The organism is Candidatus Polarisedimenticolia bacterium, assembly GCA_036004685.1.
In the GTDB taxonomy this organism is placed as follows: domain Bacteria; phylum Acidobacteriota; class Polarisedimenticolia; order Gp22-AA2; family AA152; genus DASYRE01.
Genome location: DASYRE010000031.1, coordinates 93,461 through 112,025, shown reverse-complemented (window position 1 = coordinate 112,025; position 18,565 = coordinate 93,461). Strand labels below are relative to the sequence as shown.

The 18,565-nt window shown below is 66.0% G+C and carries 17 protein-coding genes; 8 read left to right on the top strand and 9 right to left on the bottom strand.

From position 1 onward, the window contains the following. The first annotated feature begins 54 nt into the window (after window positions 1-54). A complete protein-coding gene (aroA, locus tag VGR67_07410) occupies window positions 55-1,341 on the top strand; it encodes a 3-phosphoshikimate 1-carboxyvinyltransferase (protein ID HEV8336224.1) in 1,287 nt (428 codons plus the stop codon). A gap of 58 nt (window positions 1,342-1,399) precedes the next feature. Here aroA and VGR67_07405 read toward each other — a convergent pair whose 3' ends face one another. After that, window positions 1,400-2,776 (bottom strand): alginate export family protein, encoded by a 1,377-nt coding sequence (locus tag VGR67_07405; protein HEV8336223.1) that lies wholly within the window; start codon window positions 2,774-2,776, stop codon window positions 1,400-1,402. A gap of 729 nt (window positions 2,777-3,505) precedes the next feature. Between VGR67_07405 and VGR67_07400 the strand changes: the two genes are divergently transcribed. Both VGR67_07400 and VGR67_07395 read left to right on the top strand, forming a co-directional pair. Beyond that, window positions 3,506-4,186 carry a hypothetical protein gene (locus tag VGR67_07400; protein ID HEV8336222.1) on the top strand — a complete coding sequence of 227 codons (681 nt, stop codon included), beginning with the start codon at window positions 3,506-3,508 and terminating at the stop codon, window positions 4,184-4,186. Between the two features lie 57 nt (window positions 4,187-4,243). After that, window positions 4,244-5,047, top strand: a complete 804-nt coding sequence (locus VGR67_07395) for a hypothetical protein (protein ID HEV8336221.1) — start codon at window positions 4,244-4,246, stop codon at window positions 5,045-5,047. An 82-nt stretch (window positions 5,048-5,129) separates the two neighbouring features. On the opposite strand, the gene VGR67_07390 is transcribed toward VGR67_07395, so the two are convergent. Next, window positions 5,130-5,612: a hypothetical protein gene (locus tag VGR67_07390; protein HEV8336220.1), complete on the bottom strand. Its 483-nt coding sequence runs from the start codon at window positions 5,610-5,612 to the stop codon at window positions 5,130-5,132. Between the two features lie 247 nt (window positions 5,613-5,859). Next, window positions 5,860-7,482, bottom strand: coding sequence for a hypothetical protein (locus tag VGR67_07385; protein HEV8336219.1), 1,623 nt, complete (start codon window positions 7,480-7,482; stop codon window positions 5,860-5,862). Window positions 7,483-8,080: 598 nt separating this feature from the next. Here VGR67_07385 and VGR67_07380 point away from each other — a divergent pair. Then, window positions 8,081-8,683: a hypothetical protein gene (locus VGR67_07380; GenBank protein ID HEV8336218.1), complete on the top strand. Its 603-nt coding sequence runs from the start codon at window positions 8,081-8,083 to the stop codon at window positions 8,681-8,683. A gap of 23 nt (window positions 8,684-8,706) precedes the next feature. After that, window positions 8,707-9,915: a 4-hydroxy-3-methylbut-2-enyl diphosphate reductase gene (locus VGR67_07375; GenBank protein ID HEV8336217.1), complete on the top strand. Its 1,209-nt coding sequence runs from the start codon at window positions 8,707-8,709 to the stop codon at window positions 9,913-9,915. A 40-nt stretch (window positions 9,916-9,955) separates the two neighbouring features. Here VGR67_07375 and VGR67_07370 read toward each other — a convergent pair whose 3' ends face one another. Genes VGR67_07370 through VGR67_07360 form a run of 3 tightly spaced genes read right to left on the bottom strand, consistent with a single transcriptional unit; the run spans window position 9,956 to window position 12,987 of the window. Then, window positions 9,956-10,210, bottom strand: a complete 255-nt coding sequence (locus VGR67_07370) for a hypothetical protein (GenBank protein HEV8336216.1) — start codon at window positions 10,208-10,210, stop codon at window positions 9,956-9,958. A 1-nt stretch (window position 10,211) separates the two neighbouring features. Beyond that, window positions 10,212-11,603, bottom strand: a complete 1,392-nt coding sequence (locus VGR67_07365; protein HEV8336215.1) for an FAD-binding protein — start codon at window positions 11,601-11,603, stop codon at window positions 10,212-10,214. A 55-nt stretch (window positions 11,604-11,658) separates the two neighbouring features. Next, window positions 11,659-12,987: an HEXXH motif-containing putative peptide modification protein gene (locus tag VGR67_07360; protein ID HEV8336214.1), complete on the bottom strand. Its 1,329-nt coding sequence runs from the start codon at window positions 12,985-12,987 to the stop codon at window positions 11,659-11,661. A gap of 121 nt (window positions 12,988-13,108) precedes the next feature. On the opposite strand from VGR67_07360, the gene VGR67_07355 reads away from it, so the two are divergent. Both VGR67_07355 and VGR67_07350 read left to right on the top strand, forming a co-directional pair. Beyond that, entirely contained in the window at window positions 13,109-13,636 is a 528-nt protein-coding gene (locus tag VGR67_07355; protein ID HEV8336213.1) for a macro domain-containing protein, read from the top strand. Beyond that, entirely contained in the window at window positions 13,633-14,559 is a 927-nt protein-coding gene (locus VGR67_07350) for a DUF1684 domain-containing protein (protein ID HEV8336212.1), read from the top strand. Before VGR67_07355 ends, VGR67_07350 begins: the two co-directional genes overlap by 4 nt. 168 nt (window positions 14,560-14,727) lie before the next feature. On the opposite strand, the gene VGR67_07345 is transcribed toward VGR67_07350, so the two are convergent. The 3 genes from VGR67_07345 to VGR67_07335 all read right to left on the bottom strand — a co-directional run bounded on the left by VGR67_07345 (window position 14,728) and on the right by VGR67_07335 (window position 16,108). Beyond that, window positions 14,728-15,258, bottom strand: a complete 531-nt coding sequence (locus VGR67_07345) for a TerB family tellurite resistance protein (protein HEV8336211.1) — start codon at window positions 15,256-15,258, stop codon at window positions 14,728-14,730. A gap of 8 nt (window positions 15,259-15,266) precedes the next feature. Next, window positions 15,267-15,455: a PspC domain-containing protein gene (locus VGR67_07340; GenBank protein ID HEV8336210.1), complete on the bottom strand. Its 189-nt coding sequence runs from the start codon at window positions 15,453-15,455 to the stop codon at window positions 15,267-15,269. Window positions 15,456-15,553: 98 nt separating this feature from the next. Next, the gene (locus tag VGR67_07335; protein ID HEV8336209.1) at window positions 15,554-16,108 is read right to left on the bottom strand and encodes a cob(I)yrinic acid a,c-diamide adenosyltransferase; all 555 of its coding nucleotides are present in this window, start codon (window positions 16,106-16,108) and stop codon (window positions 15,554-15,556) included. Between the two features lie 225 nt (window positions 16,109-16,333). Here VGR67_07335 and VGR67_07330 point away from each other — a divergent pair, with 225 nt between their 5' ends. Then, window positions 16,334-18,556, top strand: a complete 2,223-nt coding sequence (locus VGR67_07330) for a tetratricopeptide repeat protein (GenBank protein HEV8336208.1) — start codon at window positions 16,334-16,336, stop codon at window positions 18,554-18,556. Window positions 18,557-18,565: the final 9 nt, after the last annotated feature.

Sequence of the window (18,565 nt, the reverse complement as noted above, 5' to 3'; positions counted from 1 at the left end):
CAAGGAAAGCGAGGGTGGCCTCTTCGGGAAAGGTCTGTTAGTGTTCGGCTTGTTATGAAACGTCACGCGCGTGAAATTTCCGTAACCGGACCGGTCGACGCCCGGGTCAAGGCTCCCTCCTCGAAGAGCGTGACCCAACGGGCCTTGATCATCGCTTCCTTGGCCCGCGGCCGGTCGCGCCTGCTGGATCCGCTCGATTCCACCGACACCGAGACGCTGGTGAAGGCGCTCGGGGACCTCGGGATCCACTCGCGGCGAGGCCCCGAAGGGTGGGACGTCGAGGGTCAAGGAGGGCTTCTCCCTTCTCCGGGAGCGATCCTGGATGCGGGCGACGCCGGCACCGCCGTCCGCTTCCTCACGGCCATGGTCACCCTTGGGCGGGGCCGCTTCGTCGTCGACGGTTCCGAGCGCATGCGCCAAAGGCCGATTCGGCCTCTGGTCGAAACGCTGACGGCCCTCGGCATCCATGCCCGATGTCTCGGCGAAGCCGGCGGCTGCCCTCCCGTGGAGGTGCTCGCGGACGGGCTGCCGGGGGGGACGGTAAGACTCCAGGGGGCCAAGAGCAGCCAGTACCTTTCCGGCCTGCTGATGGCGGCCCCCCGTGCCGCGGCGCCGCTGTGCCTGGAGTGGAGCGGATCCCCCGTTTCCCTGCCTTACGTTCGGCTCACGGTGGACGTCATGACCGCTTTCGGAGTGACTCCGGTCGAGGACCCGCCCCTGGTTTTCCGGATCGATGCTCCCCGCGAATACACGGCGCGCGAGTTCCGTATCGAGGGGGACTATTCGAGCGCCGCCTATTTCTTCGCGGCGGCGGCGATCACTGGAGGGCAGGTGCGCGTCGAAAACCTGCGATCCGACTCCCAGCAGGGGGATCGGGGCATGCTCTCGGTTCTGGAAAAAATGGGGTGCCGCGTCTCTCCCGAGCGCGATGGATGGACCGTGGCCGGCGGGGGGGAGATCCAGGGGTTCGACGTCGACGCCTCGGAGATGCCCGATGCGGCCCAGACGCTGGCGGTCGTGGCGCTCTTCGCCAAGGGTCCGAGCCGGCTGAGAGGATTGGGAACGCTGCGCGTCAAAGAGACCGATCGGATCCGGGCCACGGCCCAGGAGATCCGCCGGTTGGGGGCCGAGGCGGAGGAGGGAGCCGATTTCCTCGAAATCAGGCCCGGGACCCTGCGGGGCGCCGAGATCGAGACCTACGGCGACCATCGCATGGCGATGAGCTTCTCTCTGGCCGGCTTGCGCGTCCCGGGGATCCGGATCCTGGACCCTCAATGCGTCGCCAAGAGCTTTCCCGATTTCTGGGACGAGCTCGGCCGCCTCACCCCTCCGCACCGCTGAAAACAAGAAGGGCGGGGCTTGCGCCCCGCCCTCGGCGGTCATCCGCCCGAAAAGAAAACTAGAACCGCAGCCGCAGGTTGCCGAGCACGCGCATGTAGGAATCGGCGCTCGTTCCGAGGGACGCCTCGATCGCGTCGCCCGGCATGAAGAGCCCGACGCCCGCCATCACCTGCGTGTTCGGGCTGTACTGATACTTCCACCAGCCGTCGATCTCGGTGCCGAGATCGTCCTCGTTGTTGCCGGCGATGAGCTCCTCCTCGGTCATCCGGTACATCCAGTAATCGACCCCGAAGCTGTGGTCGTTCATCCGCATGTTCCAGCCGATGGAGGCGGCGGTGAGGTCGCTCAGCGTGAAGAGATCGGTGAACCCGTACCGCATGTGGCTGTCCTGGAACAACGGATCGAACGACTCGTTGTCGCTGTCCAGCGGGTCGTCGTCGCCGGAGGCCCTGGCGAAGAAGCCCTTGATGATGTGGTCGGCGTTGCCGGTGTGGAACTGCCATCCGGCCATCAGCTCGAAGGCCATGGCGGAGATGTCGCCCGTGTCGCCGCGGCTGGGGCCGTTGTTGAAGTCGCCCTTCTGGAGGGCCAGCTCGCCGCTCCAGACGAGGCCGCTCTGGCCCGGGTCGGCGCTGTGGTTGGCGCGGCCGCCCACGGTGTAGAAGGCCCGGCGGGCCGGATCGGGAAGGCCAGCCTGCCTGCCGTCCTCGTAGTAGAGGAGGTAGGCCGCGACGTTGATGTTGGCCGGAATCTTCTTGAAGTCCACCCAGGCGCCATAGAAGTTGACGCTCCCGTGATCGGGTGTGCCGAAGACGCCGAACTGGCTCTGGAAGGGACGAGACCACCAGAGGTCGAGGTCGATGCTGTCGGTGTTCCAGCAGGCCAGCGCGGCGTCATGCGAGAGACCGGCGTAGAAGTCGTTGTCGCCCAAGAGCATCTCGGAGCCCTTGACGATCTCCTGGCGCCCGAACTTCAGGGTGAAGTGGGAGCCGGCGATGTCGGTCAGGGCGATGTAGCCCTGATAGAGCTTCACGTCGTTGTTGCCGTCGTTGTTGATGTTCTGGTCGAGGATGAACGAGTTGCCCAGCACGTTCGAGAGCGAGCTGCCGTCGCTCGTTCCGCCCACGGGACCGGGCGTCTCGCCGAAGTTCGGGATGTCGTCGCCCCACACGCCGATCGTCTGGAATTCGGCGTAGCCGACGACGCCCTTGCCGAAATGCCCTTCCGCGGCCAGCCGGGCCCGGTAGGGAAAGATCAGGAAGGAGTCGGCGACATCGTTGTCAAAGTCGAAAAAGTTGTCGTTGTAGTCGGCTCTCTCGCGAATCTCACCGTGGATGACGAACTTCTTGCCGTCCTGATCCTCGTCCGCGACGACGAAGGTGAAGACGCTTGCCACGGCGGCCGCGAGCAGGAACATAAAGAGGAACTTCTTCATCAGTCGTTTCTCCATGAGAGGATTCTTTGGGCCACCCGCTCCCGGCGGCCCCGGAGAAAGCCGTCTCCGGGCTCGATGCACCGACGGTCTCGCCGGATCATCGTGACGTTCCGGCGTCGCAACGCGACAGGTGGTACTGCTTCAACTGCAGGAAAGAGATGAAATTACCCGCTCATCACCTCCTTTTCGTTCGTCCGGACGCACGCGACCGGATGAAGCACAGCAGAATCGTTCGGCCTCACCCCCCTTCTCGGCGAATTGGGGTTTTCGACTCTCAATTCCGGGACGAGCGGTCCATTCGGGGAAAAACAGCGATGGACCGTCGCGATGTGACAGCAAGATGACTGCCATGCCTGGCGCCGGACCGCAACGTGGACTCGAAGTCATTCGCCGGGAACAGGTTAATCAAACCAAGCAGCCGATTCTTAAGTCGCCGTCCGGCGCCGCCAGGCTTCGTTTCAAACGGATTGTTGGATGAATATCCAAGCGACTGGATCCGGCCCTGCGATTCATGGTCGTCCCACGCGCTCCGCGGGCCGCGACGGCGCGAGCCGGAGGAAAGCGCGTGAGTGTATATAGAAACGGCCGGCAGGTGTCAACCGGCGCGCGCGCCGGGGAGGATCTCGCGGAGCGCTTTCCGGGCGCGCGGCTTGCAATCGCCGTGACAAGCGATAAATTGAAAAGGCGGACAGGCATCCGATATACTTCCGCGACGAACGGGAGTGGCCGATGAGATTACGAAATCGTACCGACTCCGGCGGCGCGCTCATCCTGGCGGCTCTCATCGTCGCGCTCTCGTTCGCCTGCACTCAGCAGGCGCCGGATAAGAAAACGGAGCAAAGGGCGCCGGAGCCGCGCTCGCAATCATCCGCTCCCCAAAGCGTGCGAGTCACCGTTCCCCAGGGAACGGAAATACGGCTGACGATGAGCGTTCCCGTCAGCTCCGCGACCAGCCAGGCCGGAGACACGTTCACCGCCAAGACGACCGACCCCGTCGTCGTCGGCAATCGCGTCGCCATCCCGTCGGGCAGCACCGTGCAGGGACAAGTGAGCGAAGTGAACCCCGCCAAGAAAGGGTTGAAGGAAAAGGAGGGTTCTTTGGCTCTGGCTTTCGACAAGGTGACCACGCCTTCCGGATTCAGCTCGCCGATGTCCGCCGGCATCGCGAGCGTCGCTCCCAAATCCACCAAGAAGACCGCCGGCATCATCGGGGGAAGCGCCGCGGGAGGAGCGCTTATTGGGAAAATCCTGGGCGGCAGCACGAAGGACGCCGCGGTCGGCGCGGTGGTGGGAGGGGCCATCGGCACCGGCATCGCGGCCGGGACCAAGGGAAAGGACGTCGAGATTCCCGCCGGCTCGAAGCTCACCATCACCCTCGACCAGCCGCTCACGATGGCAGTCAAGCCCTGATTAACGAGCGCCGGCGAGGCGCGCTTTTTCTCGCCGGTCCATCAAGGAGGCAACAGAATGCTCAGATCCATGCTTTTCCGTTCCCGTCTCCGTTTCGGAATGCTCTTCGTCGGGATCGCGGCGGTCGCGATGTTTTCCCTGGCCTGCACGCGCCAGGAGCCCGCGCCCACCGAGGATGGAAGCCAGATTTCCGAGAATCAGGAGCCTGAGCCGGTCCAGCCCGCCGAAGAGGCTCCGGCGCCGGCCGAGCAGACTCCTCCCGCCGACACGGCGCCGAAGCGTTTCACGCCGCCCGCCCAGGCCCCGGCGCCCAGACCCGCGCCGAGACAGCCTGAGACGCTCGCCGTGACGGTTCCCGAATCGACCACCCTGAAAGTGAAGATGGAAGATCCGCTCAACTCCGGCACGACCCAGCCCGGAGATCGCTTCCGGGCGACGCTGGTGGACGCCGTAGTGATAGGGGATCGCGTGGTGCTGGCTTCCGGCGCGACGATTCAGGGGACGGTGACGGACGTCGTCCCCGCGAAGAAAGGGATCAAGGAGTCGGGCGGCGCGCTGACGCTGACGTTCGACTCGATCTCGACCGCGGAAGGCAGCGTCCCGATGGCCGCTTCGCTCTCCCAGGTCGCCAAGTCCACGAAGAAGAAGGCCGGCACGATCGGCGGCGCCGCGGCCGGCGGCGCGCTGCTCGGCAAGGTCCTCGGCGGCAGCACGAAGGACGCCGCCATCGGAGCGGTGGTCGGAGGGGCCATCGGGACCGGCGTGGCCGCCGGCACCAAGGGGACCGAGATGAAGATCGAGCCGGGCGCCGAGCTGGTCATCACCTTGCAGCAGCCCCTGACCGTGCACCTCAGGCGCTAAGCCGCAGGGACGCCGCGAAAACAGAACGGCCCGGAGGCCGCCCCGATCGGGGCCTCCGGGCCGTAGTTTTTGTGAAGCTCTCTCAGTTCGAGCCGGAGCTCCCGCCGTTGCTGTTCACGTGAACCTTGAAGGGGAGAGCCATCGGCCGGAACCGCCCCGAGCCGTCGTCCACGTTCAGCAGCATCGTCATGAACGCCGTGCCGTTGCAAGTTCCCCCGCCGGCCTCATGGAGCTTGTCGAACTGGAGCGAGAAGACCATCGAGCCCGCGCTCCGCTCGACCGACACGATCTGGCCCTCGACCTCTCCCTTCGGAGTGTAGCCGGGACCGCTCAGCCCGAAAGCCAGCACGCCGCCGCAGCGCACGGAGCAAGAATAGTCGAGCTGGAGAGGCAGGACGCTTCCCAACTCGTAGTTCTTCGCCACGTAGTTGCAGTCGTAGGTGATGACGTTCGAGCCAGAAGTGGCGGTGCAGCTCCCCTTGGACGATTCGGCGGCGAGGGCCGGAATCGCCAGGATCGCCAGGACCGCCATCCCGAAGAGCGTGGCTTTCAATAGTTTCCTCAAGAGTTTTACCTCCTATATGAGAATCAATCGACGCCTATTTACTGCAACTAGAATACCAATGCTATGACCTGTAAGAGAGGGGTCCCCGAAGCGCCGGAACGGGCCGGGATAGCGGCGTTTAGCGGATCGGTGGGGGATTCCGCCTCATGTCGGCCCAATGGACAGGGCAGGCCGCGGGCGGACACTTTTTGCTCGGGCCGAAAACAAAATTTGTTGGGCTTTCTGAATGGTGCTCGACTGGCGCGGGTTACGGGCGGGCGGTGAGCTCGCGAAAATCGGGATTCCGGGAGAGAGAATTGAAATCGGAATCTTTGGCCGCTTCCCTCGTCCCCGTAAAGCCCTTGTCCACGGCCTGACGCAGGAAGGCCAGCGCCTCCGTTTCCCGGCCCAGCAGGGCCTCGCCGCGCGCCAGATTCAGGTAGGGAACGTAGGAGCTGGAGGGCTCCCGGGAAAGGCGGGCTTCGAGCTCCTCCAGCAGCTGCAGCCGGTCGCGGGCCTCGGCGGAGGATGGCCGGCGCGCCGCGCGTGATCTCCAGATCGCCAGCGGCGCCTCGCTGGCCGAGACCATGTCCAAGCCGGGCGGCGCTCCGTGAATCCCTCTCCGCAGGGTCGCGACCGCGGCCCGGACGTCGCCCGCGGAGATCTGCCGCGCCGCCAGGCTGCGGTAGAGGACGAAGCTCATTCCTTCCCCGCGGCAGGCGCGCGAAAGCAAGGACGACGCTTTCTTCCGATCCCCCTTCTGTTCGTAATAGCGGAACAGCGCCTCGAAACCCTGGGAAAAGACCTCCCGATCCCGCATGGCGCCATCGAAGTCGGATGGGAATTCCTCGACCATCCGGGTCCAGTAGAATTCCGCCTTCTCGGGGCCTCCGAGCTTTTCCAGCGAGTAGGCGCGCCCGGCGAGCATCAACCGGCGGAGAAGGGGCGGACTGACAGGGTCTTTCTCCACGGTCTCATAAATCTCCAGAGCGTCCTCATAGTTCTGCGTGGCCACGAGCAGCGAGGCGGCCATGATCCGTGTTCGGCTGATTTCTTCCGGAAAATCGGCCTCGGTCGCGTCATAGGTCTTGGCCGCCGCCGTGTAATTGAGGCCCCGCTGATAGGAGGCGGCGAGGCCGAGCCGGGGCCAGAGCAGCTTCTGATCCAGCATGGCGCCGGTCAGGTAGGCCTGGCGCGCGGAGGTGAAATCCTTGACCTCCTGATAATAGTCGCCCAGCAGCGCGTGGGCCGTTGCCGCGGACGGATCGATCTTGATCAGGGCGGCGACCTCCTTGCCGAGATCGTCGTTCCGGCGGAGGCCGCGGAGAACCATCCCCCGGTAGAGGTGAGCGCGGAAAGAGCCGGCGTCGAGGCTCACCGCCCGATCCAGCTCGGCCAGGGCCGGCGTGTAACGCTCGGCGGCCATGTAGGCGAGCCCCAGGCCAAGGTGGGTTTCCGCAAGGGCGGGAGCGAGCTCCACTCCCTTGCGTCCTTCCTCGAGGCCCTGCTTCATCCGTGCCGGATCGGGCTCCCAGCTCCAGAGGTATCGGAGCGCGCGGGCCTCGGCAAGCCCTCCGTAGGCAGGGGCGAACTCCTTGTTGAACTTCAGAATCTGGTTGAAGAGCCGGACCGACTGGCCGACGTCGTCGGGGCGAAAGCGCAAGAGATAGACGACGGCCTGGTGATAGAGCGGCTCTTGAAGCCCCTTGGCGTCGTTGGGCGCCAGCAGGGGCGGCGCATCGGAGGGTTGGGACGGGCCGGGAAAAACCGGCAGGCTGGCGGCGAACAGCCAGAGGAAGAAGCAGACTGCCGCTGTCTCGCGGCGCCCCGGCCTCCGTCCGTGCCGCCCGCCTCCGGGACTTCGGGGCCACGAATAGCAGATTGGATTCAAGATGCGTCCCTGCAAGAAAAAAGGGGGGAACTTCCCCCCTTTCCTTCTCTCAAAACCGGCCCGGCCGGAGCGTTGGAATGGACTCCGCTATTCCTCGTCGTCGGAGGCCCAGTCACTGTCGGCGCCGGCGGGACCACCGAAGCTGGGAGTCGCCGAAGGCATCGTGGGCGGAGCGGAACGGGGGGCCATCGGCTTCGACGCCATGGTCGGTCTGGAAGCGGCCTTTTTTTTCGGAGCGGACTTCCTCCGGGGAGCGGCCTTCTTCTTCGGAGCGGCTCGGCGCTTGGCCGCCGTCCGGCCGCGGGCCGGCTTCCGCTTCGAAGCCTTGCGGGCCGGCTTGCGGGCCATGGTCTTCTTGCCGCGCTTCACGCTCTTCTTCTTTGCTCGCTTCTTCGCCAAACTGTCACCCCCTTTCAACGCGGTGCCAGGAAACATGAGATCGGAAACCTGCGTAACCGACCGGATTATAGAACACAGTCCCTGCCAAACTGCAAGCGGCGGCTTGCGGAGAGCGCGCCGTTTGACGCTCCCGAAGCGGCATGACTATCATCGGCGGCATGCTTGCCCCTTCTTGCAAGATCGCGGGCTTCGCCTTCTGATGCGCCCCTCTTCGCGGACCGGGCTCCTGGCCTTCGTGGTGTTTCTCGCCGGCCAAATCGCCTGCACCGGACAGTGCGCGCGGGAAGCCCGGCGGACGGCCGCCACGCTGGAGGAAGCGAAGAGGGCTCAAGCCGGGGTCTATGCGCCCGAGAGCTTCGAGAAAGGCGTGAGGCTCGCCGGCGAGGCCGACCAGCAGTGCCGGGAAGAGGAAAAGCGGTTCTTTCTCTTCCGCTCCCATGCGTCTTCGGGAAAGCTCCACAAAGAGGCCCGGGGGGAAGCGCGTCACGCCTTGCGGGAAGGCAGGATCAACCAGGGGATGGCGCGCCAGGAGGCCATGAACGCGCGTTACGCGGCGATCCAATCGGTCGAGGCGGCGAAGGGCTCGCTCGCGCGGACCCTGAAGGCCAAGGGCGCCGCCGGCGTGGCCGACCTGACCGATTCCTTGAGGCGCCTCCAGGAGGCGCTGGCGGCCCTCCAGGCGGGGTTGGATCGCGGCGACTACCTCGCCGCCCGCGACCTCGGGGACCGGATCATCTCGGAGTCGACCCGGCTGCAGGCCGCGGCGAACCGGCGCACCCTCGGCATGCCCGCCCTTCCGTGAAACCGGATCGGCTATACTAAGTCATGGCCGAAGTGCAGTATTTTCCGCGAGGATTCGGGCTGAAGTCGGAGATCGAGGGAAAGCTGCGGGAGGATTACCGCAGCCGGATCGTCGATGCTCTGAAACGCAACGGCTTCACGCTCACCGCCGGCGACCTCACGTTCCGCCTGGCCGCGGAGTTCGGCTTCTGCTACGGCGTCGACCGGGCGGTGGAATACGCTTACGAGACACGCAAACGGTTCCCGGACCGCGACATCCACATCACCGGCGAGATCATCCACAATCCGCACGTGAACCAGCGCCTGCGTGAGATGGGGATTCGCTTCCTCACCGGTCCCGACGCGCCGCCAGGGGCCTGGGAGGATCTGTCCGCCACCGACGTGGTGATCCTTCCCGCTTTCGGAGTCACCGTGGGTCAGATGGACCTGCTGCGCGGGAAAGGCTGCACGCTCGTCGACACCACGTGCGGATCGGTCCTGAACGTCTGGAAGAACGTGGAGCGCTACGCCCGGGACGGCTTCACGTCGATCATCCACGGGAAATACGACCACGAGGAGACCCGGTCGACCGCCTCGCGGACGAGCCTCTACAAGGACGGAAAGTACCTGGTCGTCCGGGATCACGAGGAAACAGGGATCGTCTGCGAGCACATTCTGGGCCGGGGAGATCGCGACGCCTTCCTGACCCGCTTCCAGCCGGCGGTTTCGGAGGGATTCGACCCCGATCGGGATCTGGAGCGCGCCGGCCTGGCCAACCAGACGACGATGCTCAGCTCCGAGTCGCTCGAGGTCGCGGAGCGCATCCGCCAGGCGATGATCGCCCGTTACGGCGAGGTGGAGCTGCCGAAGCACTTCCGGTCCTTCGACACGATCTGCAGCGCCACCCAGGACCGTCAGGACGCCGTCCTGAAGCTTCTGAAGGAGGGCGTTTCGCTGATGCTCGTCATCGGAGGGTACAACAGCAGCAACACCAACCACCTCGCGGAGCTCTCCGCGGCGCAGGTCCCCACCTATCACATCGAGGATTCTTCCTGCCTGGTCGATGCCTCGACGATCCGCCACAAGCCGGTGAGCGGCAAATCGGAGGAGACGCAATCGGGCTGGCTGCAGGCCGGGCCGCTGGTGATCGGCATCACGGCGGGGGCCTCCACGCCGAACAATCGCATCGGCGAGGTCGTAGAGAGGCTTCTCGTCCTTCGCGGCATCCGCCCCGCCGACCTCTCCCTCCCCTGACCCCCCCTAGCGTCTCAGAAAAGCCGTAAGCTCAGCGCCCCTAATGCCCGCCGCCTGAGTCGCCCGGCTCCTCCTCCATCTCCCGCAGCAGCTCCTGATTCTTGTCGTAGAGGAACTGCGCCATGCGTTCCTTCTGCGGCTCCGTGAGTCCCGGGAAATACTCGTCCACCTTTTGCCGAAACTCCTCGCGATCCTCGATCACGAGCAGGCTGGACCATTCCTTCTCGGTCAGGACCTTGGCGCTCAGGCCGGGAAGCTGGCGGAAGAACTTGATGAAGTGCTCGACCGGCTTCATGTTAGGTTTCATAGTCGATGAATCCGGGATTCAAGATTCGGTCGGGATCGAGCTGCTTCTTCAGGTCCTGGATCTTGTCCCACGCCGCGCCGAAGTGCTGCTTCCATCGCGCCCGGTCGAACTCGATGAACCCCGACAGGTAGCGCTTTCCTCCGGCCGCCATGCTCGCGTCCGAAGCAAGATTCAGCCGGGCCTTGATCGGCGCCAGGAGCTCGGGCGGGATTCCCGGGAGGATCCCGAATCCCATGACGTGGGAACCGGGCGGGACCTGGAAAAGCGGGACCGAGGAGGTCGTTCCCTTGCACGGCCAGAGAAGCACGTGCCCGCCGCCGAGCGCCGTGGGAGGAAGCTGCGCGAGGACCTGCTGGATGTAAGGGGCGGCCGTCCCCCAGGGCAGGATCGTCTCCATCCAGGGATGGGCGTTGGCCCAGTAACCCATCCGCCTCCAGACGGCGAACAGCGGCTCGAGACGATTGGAGAACTCCAGGAGGCTCCGGTCGCCGACGTGGCTCTTCCGGTAGAACTGGAGCCCCCCCACGATCGAGGCCTCGTCGGGCGGCGCGGCGGGATCGAACTCGATGGTGAGATGGAGCGGATAGAACCACTCGGCGAACGTCTGGAACTCCCCCCCGACCTTCCGGAAGCCCTGCGGGCACGGGACGCACCAGGATTCGAGATAGTTGAAGCGCTGATCGTCCATGAGCGCCTGCGAGTCGCGCATCAGCACCTGAAGGTCGTCGTACAAGAGGAAGTAGGTCCTGGTCATCGGACGGCAGGGGCGCAGCCGCAGCTTCGCCCGGGTGATGATGGCGAACTGCCCCAGTCCGGAGCGCGCCGCGTCGAAGACCTCCGGCCGCTGGGTGCGGCTGCAGACGACGCGCTCCCCGGCCCCGGTCACGACCTCCAGCTCGATCGCGTTGTCCCCCTGGGTCCCGTAGCGGAACGAGGCGACGCCCAGGCCGGCGACCGACAGCGTCCCGCCCACCGTCACCCCGAGGTTGTTGGTGAGCACCGGCGGGATGAGTCCCTGGGCGGTCGTCGCCGCGACCAGATCCATCCACTTCAATCCCGCCCCGCAGGTGATGCTCGGCGCCGCCGCGTCGATCGCCTCGATCTTCGAAAGCGCGGTGAGATCGAGGAGGATTCCCCCCTCGGTGAGGGCCTGGCCGCTTTGAGTGTGGGCCTCCCCGCGCGTGGCGATGGCGAGGCGGGCGCTGCGGGCGAAGCGCACCGCCTCGACGACGTCGTCCGTCGAGGCGGGACGGAGCACGGCGCCGGGCGTGCGCTGGATCATCCTGCCGAAGTCGGAGCTTTTCTCGGAGAGCGTGGCCCCGTCGACGTGAACGCGTCCGGGCAAGGCGCGCTGCAGATCCTGAAGCTGCTCTTTGGTCAAAAGGAACTCCTGATAGAAGAGTCGGCGAGGCTGGGTCGATTCGGGGTCGACCATCTCACAATATAATGGAGCCCCGTTTCCCCGACAAGCGTCCCTTCTCCAGAGCCCGCAATCGGCGCCCCATTCTGGCGGCCAGCCGGCGGCCGGCCGCCGTGAGCCCTCCGCCTCGGGAAGCCTCACGCAGATCGGCCAGCCCCGCCGCGCAGCGCTTCAACTCCCGCCTCGCTTCCGAGGCCAGCCTCCGCCTCGCGGCGGCCGAGAGGCGGGCCCTACCGGGTCGCGGCGACCCCCGCGACAACCGCCGGAACAGCTCCGCGCGGTACAGAAAAGTGAAGGTCCCGTGGAGGATCCCGTTCAGCGGCCGCATGCTCTGCCGCCAGGGCGAGTAGAAGCGGCGCTCGCCCGGATCGCGAATCAGGGACTTCACTTCCTGCATGGCGTGCAGCCGGTGATGCGCCGTCTCGTGCAGGAGGTCGTCCGCCAGGTCGACGAGCGACCCGCGAAAGACGCTCAAGTACGAGATTCCCGGTCTCGCGAGGTGCGAATAGCTTACCGTTCCCGGCTCGACCAGCGGCACGATCAACCAGGTCCTGCGGCGGATCTCCCGGCCCGCCTGCGGCCAGGCGCCTTCCACCAGGTCCAGGGCCCGGGAGAGCCGGGCGCCGAGGCGGGGCACCGGACCGCCGACGCGCAGCGCCCGCGCCGAGGAGAAGAGCCGATGCGCGAGAAGGATCGAAGTGCCGGGAACGGTCTCCTGCCGCGAGATCTCCACGAAGGAGGGAAGAAAGAGGGCCCTTCCCACCCGCCACACCCGGATCGAGCCGGCGCGCCGGGCCGGGCACGAGAGGAGGAGCGGCGATTCTCCCAGCCGGATCCTGCCGGCGGGGCACCCCTCGTCCGGAATGCTGTGAAGCGCCAGGGAAAACGTCCCGCGCCCACCGCCTGGAGGGAGATAGGGAATCAGGATCCTGGGAAGGTCGGCCCAGCGCTGCCGCAGGATCGCCAGGGCGCGCCGCCGCGCCCTGGCGGCGAAGCCCCGCTCCACCCGGCCGGAAGGAACCAGCTCGGTGAGGAACTCGGTGCCGGCGATTCTCTCGAAGAGCCGAATGCCGCGAGCCTCAGACGGCGCCTCGCCGCGCTGCGCGGCGGCCATCCGCTCGACCTCACGCCAGAAGAGGACGTCTTGAATCCATCCGCCGAGGAGTGGGCTGTCGGCGAGCCGCCTCGAAGAACGCGGCATGCTCCCGGAGAGGCACTGGCGCAGCAGGCTCAGGGCGCTCCGCGCCTCCGCCAGATGGTTCCAGCTCGTCCCGAGGATCAGGCGCAGCTGCCGCCCGCGGAGCTTCCGCAGCCCGGTGTCGATTGCCTCGCCGGAAAGCGCCATCGGCTCTCTCCTCCTGCCGCCGCGCCCCATGGCGCCCGGGCCGGAAGCCTGTCCCGGCCGGGCGAATTCGGCTAAAATGAGCCACTCGAAATCCGCTCCGCGACGCAGGGATCTTACAGCAATGGAATTGTCGCTATTGCGGGGAGACATCACCTCGGTTACGGCCGACGCCGTCGTGAATCCGGCCAACTCGCGCGGCGAGATGGGCGGAGGCGTGGCGGGAATCCTGCGGCGCCGTGGCGGGGCGATCATCGAGCAGGAAGCGATGGCGCAAGCCCCCATTCCGATCGGCAGCGCCGTGGCGACCACCGCCGGCGACCTGCCGTTCCGCAGCGTGATCCACGCCCCCACGATGGAGCTTCCCGCCATGCGGACCAGCGTGGCGAAGGTCTCCGAGGCGGTCCGCGCGGCCCTGGAGTGCGCTGACGCCGCCGGGCTGAGATCCCTCGCTTTTCCCGGAATGGGCACGGGGGTCGGCCGGGTTTCCCATGCCGAGGCAGCCCGCGCTATGGTCGCCGCGGCCCGGGCGTTCCGGCCCCGCCATCTTCAAAGGGTCGTGTTCGTCGCGTTCGAGGAGGAGATGGTCCGGGCCTTCGAGGCCGAGGGCCTTCGAGACGGTGCCGAGAAAGGAAAAGGAGAGCCGAGATGATGCCAAGGTGGAAGGTAGTCGCCGGCGGAGCCGCCGTCCTGCTCGCGGGAGGGCTTCTCCTCTCCGCCGCCCGGCCTCCGGGTTATGCGGCCGAGGTGGAGAAATGGCGCCAGGAACGGGAAGCCCGACTGAAGAACGACACGGGGTGGCTGACCGTGGCGGGGCTCTTCTGGCTGAAGGAGGGGCCGAACCGCTTCGGCACCGATCCGGCCGCGGACATCATCCTGCCCGCCGGGACGGCCCCGGCCTACACCGGCGTGTTCGAGCTGAAGGAGGGGAAGACGAAAGTCCGGGTCGACAGCGGCGCCACCGTCACCTCCGCAGGGCGCACCGTCACCGAGATGGAGCTGACGCCCGACAAGGCGGGCGATCCCACCGTCCTGGCCCTGGGCGATCTCAGCATGTTCGTGATCGAGCGGGGCGGAAAGTACGCCATCCGGTTGAAGGACAAGAACAGCAAGATGCGCCGCGAATTCACCGGCCTGAAGTGGTATCCGGTGAAGCCCGAGTACCGCATCACGGCCACCTTCAACCCGTATGAGCCTCCGAAGCAGATTCCGGTCCCGAATATCCTCGGCCAGACCGAGAGTCTCCCCAGCCCCGGGTACGTCACCTTCACCCTCAAGGGGAAGACCGTCCGTCTCGAGCCCGTTCTCGAGAGCCCGGACGACAAGGAGCTGTTCTTCATCTTCCGGGACGGGACCAGCGGCGACACCACCTATCCTTCGGGACGCTTCCTGTACGCCGACATGCCGGTCGAGGGGAAGGTCGTCCTCGATTTCAACAAGGCCTACAACCCTCCCTGCGCGTTCACCCCGTACGCCACCTGCCCTCTGCCCCCGCCCGCGAACCGCCTCAAGGTGAATATCGAGGCGGGCGAGCTCAACTATGGGCATCACGGGGGCCACAACCCCGGAAGCTGAAGAGCGGGGACTTCGAGAGGACAATTCGCGCCTCGGAAATGCCGTTGACATCGAGCCCGTCGAGACGCCGGGTCGCAAAGCGCGCCGAAGGGCTGCGCCCCGGGACCGTACGCCAGCGAGGTGCAACGGGCCGGATGCATCGGCGGCCGGCGTTTCGGAGACGGGACTCTAGTTTTTCGAAGGAAGGTCTTTCAGCACCTGCCGCTTTTGGGAGTAGTCGGCCCGGATGGCCACGTAGGCGGAGTGCGTGATCCCCAGCTCGGCGGCGACCTTCCAGATCTCGTTCTCCTCGACGGTGGAGATCGAGTCGTCCGAGGCCGAGACGGCGAAGAGGCAGTGGAGCAGCTCCTCGCGCTGTTGCGGCGTGGAGAGATCCTTGAAGAGCTTCGTGAGGGGGAAGTTCTCGGTGCCGCCGAACAGCCGGCTCTGGGTCTTGGCGATCTGGACGACGAGAATGGCCTGCTCCTCCGGGAGTCCCGCCCAGCGCTGGACGATGCGCTCCATCTCCCGGGTCTCTACATCGCTGATCGAGAGATCGGCGTTCGCGACCCTCCCGAGGACGAACGCGAAAGCGGCGACGTAGCGAGCCTTCTCCGGGTCCATCGCCTCCAGGGCCCGGGTGATCTTCCGGAGAGTCTCGGACTCGGGCGCGCTCTGGCCCGGGCCCCCTTCCAATCCGAGAATCCTGAGAATCGACATGCGGAATCCTATTCGGGCGGCGGCATGATCAGCCAGAGGATCAGATAGACCAGGATCCCCGGAAAGGCCGCGCTGACGATCGAGAAGACGACGTACAGGACGCGCACCACGGTGGGATCCCATTCCAGCCACTCGGCGATCCCCCCGCACACCCCGCCCAGAATCCGGTTGCGAGACTTTCGAAGCGCTCGGGCCATGGGATTCTCCTCCGCGGATCGGGACACTCCTCACGCCTCCCCTAGGGGAGAGAATATCAGAGAAGGAGCCCCTTCCGACAGCCGGCGCGCTCCTGGGCTCAGGGACCGGCCCCCTTCCAGATCGTCTCCGGGGCCCCCTCGCGGGCATTGACCCATCGGGAGAGGACGAAAAGAAGATCGGAGAGACGGTTCAAGTAGACGACGGCGTCGGAATTCACGCTTTCAGCGATCGAAAGCCGGACCACCGACCGCTCGGCCCGGCGGCAGACGGCCCGGCAGACCTGCAGCGCGGCGCCTCCGGGCGAGCCGCCCGGGAGGATGAAGTGCTTGAGCGGCGCGATCTCCGACTCCCATCGATCGATCAGCTCCTCCAGGCGGAGGGCCCGCTGCGGGGAGAGGCGCAGGGCCGTCGATTTCGCGGCGGCGGCCGGAACGGTGGCGAGGTCGGCCCCGAGCGTGAAGAGATCGGCCTGGATCTCCTCGATTTCCTTCTGGACCGGATGATTCGCCAACAGCGTGAGCGCCCGGCCCAGGTGGGCGTTCACCTCGTCGACGTCTCCGTAGGCCTCCACCCGGAGGTCGCTCTTCTTGACGCGCCCGCCGCCGAAAAGGCCCGTCTCACCGCTATCGCCGGTCTTCGTGTAGATCTTCATCGACTTCCCGCGCCCTGGAGGATCCCCTTGCTTGCGGAAGAGTAACGATTCTACTGAGGGGTGAAAAGGGGGTCAAGACCGCCAGATTTATTGATGGCCGGCGATTTCCCGGAGAACCGCCGGCGCGGAGCGAACCCTTTGACAGCGGTAAGGAGCGACTGTTAATCTGCAGGCAAAACTCCTGACCGATCTCTCGAGCGACAGCGGGCCGCCGGGGAAGCAAGCATGAGATGTCCGGCCTGTTCGGCGACGATCCCGGAGGGTGACAGCCGGTGTCCGGGCTGCGGCACCGACCTGTACGATTCCGCCCCGACCGCGCCGCTTCCGCAATCCTCCCGCGAAGTGCCGGAGCTGACTCCCGGCGCCTCCTTTGCCAATCGTTACACCATCATCCAGAAGGCAGGAGCGGGCGGCATGGGAGTCGTCTACAAGGCCATCGACAACTCGCTCGATCTCGTGGTGGCTCTCAAAGTCCTGCGTGCGGATCTGGCAGAGAACCCGGCCTTCGTGGAACGCTTCAAGCAGGAGGTCCGGCTCACCCGGCAGATCGCTCATCCGAACGTCTGCCGGGTGCACGACCTCGGAGAGGTGGGCGGCGTTCTTTTTCTCTCGATGGAGTGGATCGAGGGAGAAACTCTCCGGCGCCTCCTCATGGAATCCGGGCCGCTGGAGCCCCGGCGGGCCATGGAGATCGCCGGCAAGACGTTTCAAGCGCTGGGCGCCGCTCATTCCCGCGGGATCGTGCACCGGGATCTGAAGCCGGAGAACGTGATGATCGATCACCAAGGCTCCGTCTTCGTCATGGATTTCGGGGTTGCTCTGGGACCCGGGGAGGGATCGCAGGCCGATGCGCGCTTCGGCACTCCCTCATACATGGCGCCGGAACAGGTCCGGGGCGGACCCGTCGATCACCGGACCGATCTCTTCGCCCTCGGGCTCCTGCTTCGGGAGATGCTGAGCGGGGACAGGGCAGGGGAGCCGGGATCTCGTCTTCCTCACGACCGGCTGCCCCGGGGCATCCGCACGATCCTGGAGACGCTCCTCTCCGAGGATCCGAAGAACCGCCGAGTTACGGCCGAGGAAATCGATCGGGCTCTTCGGGATCTTCGACCGGCTTCCGAATCCGCGGGAGGCGTGCGGCGGATCGCCGGGGCTTTGGGCCGCCCCACGGGAAAGTGGTTGCTCGGGGGGACAGGGCTCGCAGTGCTCCTGGCAGTGGCCTTCGTCCCCCGGATCCTTAAGCCGGGCGTATCAGGCACCCCGACTCATGGTCGCCTCCCGGCCTCCGAGGCCGATCCCTTCTACCGCAGAGGCCTTTACTACCTGCGGGCCGAAGGGGAGACGTCGAGAAGCCTCAACGAGGCCATTCAAATGCTGAACCGCGCCGTGGAAAAGGATCCGTCATCGTCGATTGCTTGGGCGAACTTGGCGGAGGCCTACTGGATCCGGTACGAGAGGACCCGGGAGCCCTCTTCGCGGGAGGAGGCGCTTCGGGCTCAGGAGAGGTCGTTTCAGCAGAATCCGGATCTTCCGGAAGCTCTCAACGCCAAGGGGCGCGGTCTGATCGCCACGGGAGATTTCGCGGCCGCGGTCGTGGATCTGAAGCGCGCCGTCCGGACGAAACCCGACTTCGACGCGGCATGGGCGAATCTTGGAATGGCCTATCGGGAGATCAAGGATGGATACCGTCCCGGACTGCAGGCCTTGCAGACGGCCATCCGTCTCAGCCCCAACAGCTTTCGCCACCGGGTTTACCTGGGGCTCTTCTTCTACCGCTTCGGGGAATACGACCAGGCGGAGAAGGCCTCCCGCAAGGCGATCGATTTGAAGCCCGACAGCGTGATGGCGTGGAACAATCTCGGAGCGATCTACCTGCAGATGAACCGCCCCGCCGACGCCGTCTCGGCGTTCCAGGAATCGCTCAAGCTCGAAGAAGGCGCCCACGCGCACAGCAACCTGGGGACGGCCTACTACTTCCAGAAGGATTTCGGGCAGGCATTGGAGCATTACCGGCGGGCGACCGAGATGGAGCCGCATGAGGCCGGCCATTGGGGGAACCTGGGGGACGCTTTCCGGATGCTGAAGAACGGCGACGGGGCCCGTCGCGCCTACCTCGAGGCGGTCCGGCGCGCGCGGGAAAAGCTCGCCCTCCTTCCCCAGGATCCGGAGGCGCACACGAGCCTCGGCCTTTATTGTGCCCGTGCCCATGAAGAGGCGTGCGCCCTCGAGGAAGGGGGCAAGGCGGAGTCCATGCAGCCGGATAGTCTGGAAGTCGTCTTCACCAACGCGGTCATCCTCGCCATCCTGGGCAAGACGAACGACGCGATGGAGCATCTGGAGAGGGCGGTGAAGCTTGGCCTGAGCAAAGTCCGGATCGAAAACGACCCCGATCTCGCGCCCCTCCGAGATCTGCCCCGTTACCGTAGGATCCTGGAGCTGGCCGGCTAGTCCATCCTC

Excerpts from the sequence above, each read along its gene's own strand:
- aroA (HEV8336224.1), top strand. The coding sequence starts at position 55 with ATGAAACGTCACGCGCGTGAAATTTCCGTAACCGGACCGGTCGACGCC.
- VGR67_07405 (HEV8336223.1), bottom strand. The coding sequence starts at position 2,776 with ATGAAGAAGTTCCTCTTTATGTTCCTGCTCGCGGCCGCCGTGGCAAGC.
- VGR67_07400 (HEV8336222.1), top strand. The coding sequence starts at position 3,506 with ATGAGATTACGAAATCGTACCGACTCCGGCGGCGCGCTCATCCTGGCG.
- VGR67_07395 (HEV8336221.1), top strand. The coding sequence starts at position 4,244 with ATGCTCAGATCCATGCTTTTCCGTTCCCGTCTCCGTTTCGGAATGCTC.
- VGR67_07380 (HEV8336218.1), top strand. The coding sequence starts at position 8,081 with ATGCGCCCCTCTTCGCGGACCGGGCTCCTGGCCTTCGTGGTGTTTCTC.
- VGR67_07375 (HEV8336217.1), top strand. The coding sequence starts at position 8,707 with ATGGCCGAAGTGCAGTATTTTCCGCGAGGATTCGGGCTGAAGTCGGAG.
- VGR67_07370 (HEV8336216.1), bottom strand. The coding sequence starts at position 10,210 with ATGAAGCCGGTCGAGCACTTCATCAAGTTCTTCCGCCAGCTTCCCGGC.
- VGR67_07360 (HEV8336214.1), bottom strand. The coding sequence starts at position 12,987 with ATGGCGCTTTCCGGCGAGGCAATCGACACCGGGCTGCGGAAGCTCCGC.
- VGR67_07355 (HEV8336213.1), top strand. The coding sequence starts at position 13,109 with ATGGAATTGTCGCTATTGCGGGGAGACATCACCTCGGTTACGGCCGAC.
- VGR67_07350 (HEV8336212.1), top strand. The coding sequence starts at position 13,633 with ATGATGCCAAGGTGGAAGGTAGTCGCCGGCGGAGCCGCCGTCCTGCTC.
- VGR67_07345 (HEV8336211.1), bottom strand. The coding sequence starts at position 15,258 with ATGTCGATTCTCAGGATTCTCGGATTGGAAGGGGGCCCGGGCCAGAGC.
- VGR67_07340 (HEV8336210.1), bottom strand. The coding sequence starts at position 15,455 with ATGGCCCGAGCGCTTCGAAAGTCTCGCAACCGGATTCTGGGCGGGGTG.
- VGR67_07335 (HEV8336209.1), bottom strand. The coding sequence starts at position 16,108 with ATGAAGATCTACACGAAGACCGGCGATAGCGGTGAGACGGGCCTTTTC.
- VGR67_07330 (HEV8336208.1), top strand. The coding sequence starts at position 16,334 with ATGAGATGTCCGGCCTGTTCGGCGACGATCCCGGAGGGTGACAGCCGG.